Annotated in this window: 5 protein-coding genes and 1 pseudogene; all 6 read right to left on the reverse strand. The window is 74.6% G+C overall.

Annotation, left to right across the window (positions count from 1 at the left end):
• Positions 1-668 (reverse strand): MFS transporter (locus IE321_RS39975; protein WP_190226554.1); only part of this gene is annotated, 668 nt, incomplete at its 3' end.
• Complete coding sequence (locus IE321_RS39980; protein ID WP_190226555.1) at positions 665-2,017, reverse strand: condensation domain-containing protein; 1,353 nt, start codon at positions 2,015-2,017, stop codon at positions 665-667. The genes IE321_RS39980 and IE321_RS39975, both read right to left, overlap by 4 nt.
• Positions 2,018-2,028: 11 nt before the next feature.
• Positions 2,029-2,307, reverse strand: a complete 279-nt coding sequence (locus IE321_RS39985; protein WP_190226556.1) for an acyl carrier protein — start codon at positions 2,305-2,307, stop codon at positions 2,029-2,031.
• A gap of 8 nt (positions 2,308-2,315) precedes the next feature.
• On the reverse strand, positions 2,316-4,490 hold the full coding sequence (locus IE321_RS39990) for an amino acid adenylation domain-containing protein (RefSeq protein ID WP_190226557.1): 2,175 nt from the start codon (positions 4,488-4,490) through the stop codon (positions 2,316-2,318).
• Position 4,491: 1 nt separating this feature from the next.
• The gene (locus tag IE321_RS39995; protein WP_190226558.1) at positions 4,492-6,351 is read right to left on the reverse strand and encodes an aminotransferase class I/II-fold pyridoxal phosphate-dependent enzyme; all 1,860 of its coding nucleotides are present in this window, start codon (positions 6,349-6,351) and stop codon (positions 4,492-4,494) included.
• Positions 6,348-6,788 (reverse strand): annotated as a pseudogene (locus tag IE321_RS40000) (hypothetical protein); the annotation flags it as partial. The pseudogene IE321_RS40000 and the gene IE321_RS39995, both read right to left, overlap by 4 nt.

Here is a 6,788-nt window from a genome sequence, read left to right on the forward strand (position 1 = left end):
TCACCCCGGCGGGACGCGGCCGGCTCGCCGGGCGGCGCCGCGGGGGCGGCGGCGCCGGCCTTCGCCCCGCGGAGGACCCAGACCAGGAGGGCCGAGGCGGCGAAGGACGCCGCGTTGAGACCGCTGGCGATCGCCGGGCCGACGAAGACGACGATGGCCGCTCCGGCGACCGGCCCCAGGAGGCTGAGGAAGCTGTCCGTGCCCTGGAGCCAGGCGTTCATGACCGGCCTGCGGTCCTCGGGGACCCGCTCGCTCAGCAGCCCCTGGAAGGAGGGGAAGTGGAACGGCCGGATCGAGGAGAGCAGGAAGGCCAGCGCCATCACCGCGTACAGCGAGAACCCGTCGGTCAGGCAGATCACCGTCAGGACGCAGCTGATGACGGCGGAGAGGGCGTCGCACCCCACGATCAGCCGCCGCCGGTCGCTCCGGTCCGCCACCACGCCGCTGACCAGGCCGAAGAACAGGTACGGCACGTACTCGACGGCGTACGTGACGGCGGCGAGCATGGCCGAGCCCGACTCCTGGAGGACCAGGAGCGGCAGCGCGAACCGGAAGATCCAGTCGCCCGTCGAGGACACGGCGAAGGCGGCCCGCAGGGCGCGCTCCTCCCGCCGCGAACCTCCTTCGGCCACCGGTTTCCGGTCCGCGGCGGGCTCCGTGCCGCTCACGGCCGCACCGGGGCGGCGGCCAGCTCGGCGAGGGGCACGTCGGGGCGGCGCGCCGCGGTCGTCAGGATCTCGACGAGGGTGTCGAGCAGCCGGGCGACGAAGTCGGCGTCGACGCGGTCGCTCTGGTAGCGGGCCGACAGGTCGAGCCCGTCGGGACCGGAGCTCCCGACGACCATCAGTTCGCTGCGGGGACGCGCCGCCGTCTGCGGGACGGTGAACGGGGTGCACGTGGCGTCGGCGGTGTCGAAGGCGCCGCCCAGCAGTTCCGCGTAGAGCATGTTGAGGACGACGCCGACGGGCGCGTCGGGGCGCGCGTACTCGGCGGGGTTCAGCGCCTTGACGAGCTCGGGGTAGGGCAGCCCGGCGTGCTCCTGCGCGTCGAGGGTACCGTCGCGGACCAGGCGCAGCGCGTCGCGGAAGGTGACGGCGCCGGCCGAGTCCACGCGGACGACCATGAGTTCGGCGAGCGGGGCGACGAGCCGTTCGGTGCCGAGGGTGTCGCGGTTGTAGAGGTTGACGGCGGTCGCCTGGTCGGAGCCGCCGCCGTGCAGGCGCAGCGCCACCTGGAGGGCGGTCAGCACGACGAGGAACAGCGTGGAGCGTTCCCGGCTCGCCAGGGCGCGCACCTCGTCGGCGAGCGGGGCGGGCATCCGGACGACGGCCGTGCCGCAGTCGACGGGCAGGCCCGCCCCTGCGCGGCCGGTGACCAGGCGCGGGATGGCGCCGGTCCCGTCGAGCGTCTTCGACCAGTACGAGAGGAGCCGCTCGTACTCCGGCCCGGTCAGCAGCTCCTGCTGGTCGCGGATGTGGTCCTGGTAGCCGTACTCGACCTCGGGCAGGCCGGACGCCTCGCCGGCGCGGGACGCGCGGTAGCAGGCGCCGAGTTCCTCCAGGACGAGGCCGCGCGACCAGGCGTCGACCACGAGGTGGTCGAAGGCCAGCACGAGCACGCGGTCCGCCTCCGAGAGCGTGATCAGCGTGGCGCGCAGCCGGGGGGCCTCGTCGGCGGCGAACGGCGCGAGCGCGGCCTCGCGGGCCGCCCGTACCGCCGCCGCCTCGGGGTCGGCCTCACCGGCGACGGACCGTTCGTCGAGCCGGGGCTCGGCCTGGTCCCGAACGTGCTGCTGGTGCGGGCCGCCGGTGAAGGTGGTGCGCAGCGCCGCGTGGCGTCCCACCACCTCGCGGAGGGCGGAGCGGAGGGCCGCCGGGTCGAAGGGGCCCTCGATCCGGTACGCCTGGGTGATGGTGCGCAGGGACGGGAGGGACTCGCGGCGGGAGATCTCGTCCATGCGCAGGCGCCCCTCCTGATAGCTCAGGGTGGGAAGGGCGCGGCTGGTGGGTGTGCTCACGGGCCCTCCTCTCAGGCGTCGGCGGGGGCAGGGGCGGGGGAGGCCGTGGAGGCGGCGGCGCGGGCCACCAGCTCGGTGAACTCCCCGAGGAAGGGGTGGTCGAGGACGTCGCGCAGGCGGAGCTTGACGCCGTGCGCGCGCTCGACCCGGGCGATCATCTGGGTGGCGAGCAGGGAGTGGCCGCCGAGGAGGAAGAAGTCGGCGTCGGCGTCGAGTTCGTCGGGGCCGACGCCGAGGGCGTCGGACCAGATGGCGACGACGGACGCGTGGACGGAGGCGGGAGGGGTCATGGGCGGGATCAGTCCTTCTGGAGTGCGGGGGCCGCGGTCAGGCGGCCGCGGTCGGTCTTGCCGTTGGCCGTCAGCGGAAGGCTGTCGACGACCGTCCAGCGCGCGGGGACCATGAACGCGGGGAGGCGGGAGCGCAGGGCGAGCCTCAGCTCCCGCGTCAGCCGGGCCGCGTCCGCGCCGGAGACGACGTGGGCGCTCAGCCGCTTGCCGCCGAAGGCGTCGGGCTCGACCACGACGCAGACCTGGCGCACGTCCGGGTGGGCCAGTACGGCGGCCTCGATCTCGGCCAGCTCGATGCGGTAGCCGTTGACCTTGACCTGGAGGTCCCGGCGGCCGAGGAAGTCGAGCGCGCCGTCGTCGCGGAGGGTGGCCAGATCGCCGGTCCGGTACATGCGGACGCCCTGGAGGGGGCCGCGGTCCGGGGTGGTGAAGCGCTCCGCGGTGAGGTCGGGCCGGCCCGCGTACCCCCGCGCCAGGCCGTCGCCGGAGGTCCACAGCTCCCCGGGCACCCCGGGGGGCACGGGGTTGCCGTAGGCGTCGAGGAGGTGGACGCCGGTCCCGGCGACGGCCCGTCCGATCGGCAGGCTCGCGCCGGCCGCGCCGGCGGGGTCCGCGAGGACGTGGCACGTGGTGAAGGTGGTGTTCTCGGTGGGCCCGTAGCCGTTCACCACGGCGATCCCCGGCCACCGCGTGAGCACCGCGCGCACGTGGTGCGGCGACACGACGTCGCCTCCGGTGAGGAGCAGGCGGACCCGCTCCAGGCAGTCGGGTTCGTACTCCGCGAGCTGGTGGAAGAGTCCCGCGGTGAGCCACAGGGCCGTGATCCCGCGCTCGCGGACGACCTCGGCGAGTTCGGAGAGCGAGAGGGGGCCCGGCGGCGCGATCTCCAGGACCGCGCCGCGCGCGAGGGCGCCCCAGATCTCCAGCAGCGAGGCGTCGAACGCCAGCGGCGCGCAGTGCAGCACGACGTCGTCCGGCCGGAAGGCGATCCGTTCGTCGCGGACGAGCCGCACGATGCCCCGGTGGGTGATCTCCACGCCCTTGGGCGCGCCGGTCGAGCCGGAGGTGTACATGAGGGTCGCGAGCCGGTGGCCGCGGTCGCCGTCGCCGTCCGGCCCCGCGCTCGTGGCTCCCGGTCCGGGGGCGTCGGGGCCGGGGCGGAGTTCCGGTGACGACGGCCGGTCGAGGTCGTCGGCCGGCAGCGTCGGCACGTTGCCCGGGACGCGGTGCGCGTGCTCGGGCGCGGCGACGACCGCGACGAGGCGTGGGTCACCGGTCATCAGGGCGAGGCGCGCGTCGGGGTAGCCGGGATCGAGCGGCACCGCGCACGCGCCCGCCATCGAGGACGCCAGCAGGTGGACGACCGCCGCGACGCCGCGCTCGGCGAGTACGCCGACGAGCGCGCCGGGGCCGACGCCCGCGCGGCCCAGGCCCGCGGCCACCCGGGTGGCGCGGGCCCACAGCTCGCCGTAGGTCAGTGCCTCGTCGCCGCACCGGACGGCGATCCGGTCGGCGCCCTCCACGGCGTGCGGTTCCACGAGGGCGTGGATCGGCACGTCGGGGGTCGCGGCGTCGGTCTCCGGCGCGTGCTCGTGGGTGTGCGGGTCGGCGCCCGGCAGGTCCTTGAGCGGGACGTCCGGGGCGTGGAGGGCCGCCGCGACGAAGCGGGCTCCGTGCTCCCGGACGGCGCGGACGATGCCGTCGGTCAGGGACGGGAGGCCCGAATCCAGCGTGACCACGAGGCCGACCGGTTCCGGTACGGCTCCGAGCTCGGGGCCGGGCTTGGTCGCGGATCCGGCTGCGGTTGCGGTTTCCACGGTGACGGTCAGGCCGGGCTCGGCGGTCTCGTCCGGGCGGGCGGCCGGGGCCCCGTCGGCGGGGGTCCCGACCGGCTCCGGAGCCGCCGTGGCCGCGTACGCCTCCGGCTTCGCGAGGATCTCCGCGAGTCCGGCGTGCAGCAGGCGGGCGTCCGCGCGCAGCGGCGCGGCGGTGAGGGCGCGGCCGTCCGGGTCGCGGACGACGGCGGTGAGGTCGTCACCGGTGTAGCGGTGCAGCTGCTCGGCGAGCGCGGCGGCGAGGGCGACGGGATCGTCGGTGGCCGGGCAGCTCAGGGCACGGACGGTCAGGGAGCCGGTGTCGTGGCCCGGCGGGGCGGACGGGCTCGGCGCGAGGGGTGCGGCCATGTCATCGGCCCCCGTGCGCCGGAGCCGTACGGCCCACGCCGGCCGGCGTCCGCGTGGCGGCGGTGACGAGCTGTCCGAGCGCCTCGGCGAAGGCCCGGTTCTCGGCCGGGGTGCGGCAGGCGACGCGCAGGTACTGCTCGCCGTCCGGCATGGACTTGCCCGCGCAGTCCTTGGTGAGGATCTTGTGCTCGGAGAAGAGCGCGCGCACGACCTCGGGGCCGGTCACGCCGTCGGGCAGGCGGACCATGACGTAGTTGGCGTCGGGGCGCCAGACGGTCAGCCCGTCCACGTCCCTGAGCAGCTCGTAGAACTCGTCGCGGTCCCGGCGCACCAGTTCGCAGCTGCGCAGGAACGCCTGACGGTACCTGGGCAGCAGACGCAGAAACGTTTCCGCCAGGCCGTTGATGTTCCAGATGGGCAGCTTGGCGCGGAACCGCGCGACGAGGTCGAGGTCGGCCGACAGGAGGTAGCCGAGGCGGAGTCCGCCCACGCCGTACACCTTGCTCATGCTCTTGACGATCACGAGGTTCGGGTGGTCCTCGAGGGTGGGCTCCAGGCTCTGGCCCTCGTCGCAGAAGTCCACGAACGACTCGTCGACGACCAGCAGGCAGTCCTGGGCGGCCAGGCGCTTGCAGAGGAGTTCCAGGTCCTCCCGGGGGACGGCCATGGACGTCGGGTTGTTCGGCGAGGTGATGATGACCGCCCGCGATCCGGCCGCCCGCACCTGGTCGGTGAAGTCGTCGACGTCGAGGCGGTAGTCGGGCCCCGGCAGGAGGACGCGCTGGATGGCGGACTCCTCGAACACGGCCTCGTACTCGTTGAACCCGGGGACGGCCAGCGCCACCTTGTCCAGCGTGTGACCGAGGATCTTGATGAGCTCCGACGCCCCGTTGACCACCACGAGGCGGTCGGCGGGCTGCCGGATGACGGCGCCGAGGAGCTGCTGGAGCACCGCGTGGCCCACCGGGTAGTGGACCAGCGACTCCCGGAAGTCCGCGGCCAGTTCGTCGACGAGTGCGGCGGGCGGGAAGTAGAGGTTGTACAGCAGCCGGTGGTCCACCACGTCGTGCCGCCAGTAGCCGCCGTACAGCTTGCAGAGCTGCTCCAGCCGCTGCTCGTCGTCGCCGAACTCGTAGACGGCGGCGCCGAGGTCGGTGAGGTCGTCCACCTCGTACCACGGCAGGTCGCCGCAGTCCACGGCGCCGACCTCGCCCTCGTGCGCGGCGGCGAGACCGGCGAGGACGCCCTCGTAGAACGCGTCCGTCCCGCCGTCCTGGATCAGGCGGTCGAGCGCCGGCCCGAAGCGGTCCGCGAGGAACGCCCCGCGCAGCAGGTGCACGTTGATGGTCTTGAACAGGCCCTCGGACCCGCCGCCCTCGGTCTCGCGCTGCGCGCCGACGTGGAACCGTCCGACGCCTCCGTCCCCGGTGACGGAGACGACCGTCCCGTTCATGCCCTTGCGCCAGGGTGCCACGGCGCACACGGCCGGGGCGTGGTGCGAGGCGAGCCGGTCGAGCAGGCCGGGCCCGAAGACCACGTCGCCCTCGACGAGGTAGAGGTCCTCGGTCAGGTGCTCCCGGGCGAGCCAGAGCGAGTAGGCGTTGTTGGTGGTGCGGAAGCGATCGGAGACGACGTACGAGACGGCCATGCCGGCGTACGTGTCGCCGACCGCGGCCCTCACCTCGTCCGCCAGGTGCCCGACGACGAGGACGACCTCGCGGACGCCGACCGCGGCGAGCTGGTCGAGCGACCGGTGCAGGATCGACCGGCCGTGCACCGGGGTCAGCGTCTTGGGGCCTTCTCCTCCGAGCCGGCTCCCCGTTCCCGCCGCCAGGATGACGGCCTTCCGGACGATGGTCATCGCTGGGTCACCTCGATGGTCGTGGAGTGGGCGTGCCGACGGACGTCGCCGCGCAGGGCGGGCAGGTGGTCGAGGACGATGTCCCCGATGCCGTTCTGGTAGAGCCAGACCCCGTCCGCCCTGCGGGTGTAGCCCGATTCGCCTCCGGTGGCCCCGGAGATGCGGAGCCCGGCGCCGAGGCCGTAGGCGAGCAGCCGCTCGTCGGTCGAGCCGTCGCCCAGGACGAGCAGGGCGACCCGCGCCACGTCGGTGGCGGTGCCCTCGACCCGGACGGTGAGCCCGCCGCCGTCCTCCCCGAGCAGTTCGGGGAGGCGGGCCTGGTAGCCGGTCGCGACGACGACGGCCGCCGCGGCGTCGAGCGCCGACGCGGCCTCTCGGTCCGCCGTCTCCTCGCCGATCCGGATCAGCCGGACGGGCACGGTCTCGCCGGTCATGCC

The sequence above is a fragment of the Streptomyces hydrogenans genome, from assembly GCF_014656075.1.
Lineage (GTDB): Bacteria > Actinomycetota > Actinomycetes > Streptomycetales > Streptomycetaceae > Streptomyces > Streptomyces hydrogenans.

Excerpts from the sequence above, each read along its gene's own strand:
- IE321_RS39995 (WP_190226558.1), bottom strand. The coding sequence starts at position 6,351 with ATGACCATCGTCCGGAAGGCCGTCATCCTGGCGGCGGGAACGGGGAGC.
- IE321_RS39990 (WP_190226557.1), bottom strand. The coding sequence starts at position 4,490 with ATGGCCGCACCCCTCGCGCCGAGCCCGTCCGCCCCGCCGGGCCACGAC.
- IE321_RS39985 (WP_190226556.1), bottom strand. The coding sequence starts at position 2,307 with ATGACCCCTCCCGCCTCCGTCCACGCGTCCGTCGTCGCCATCTGGTCC.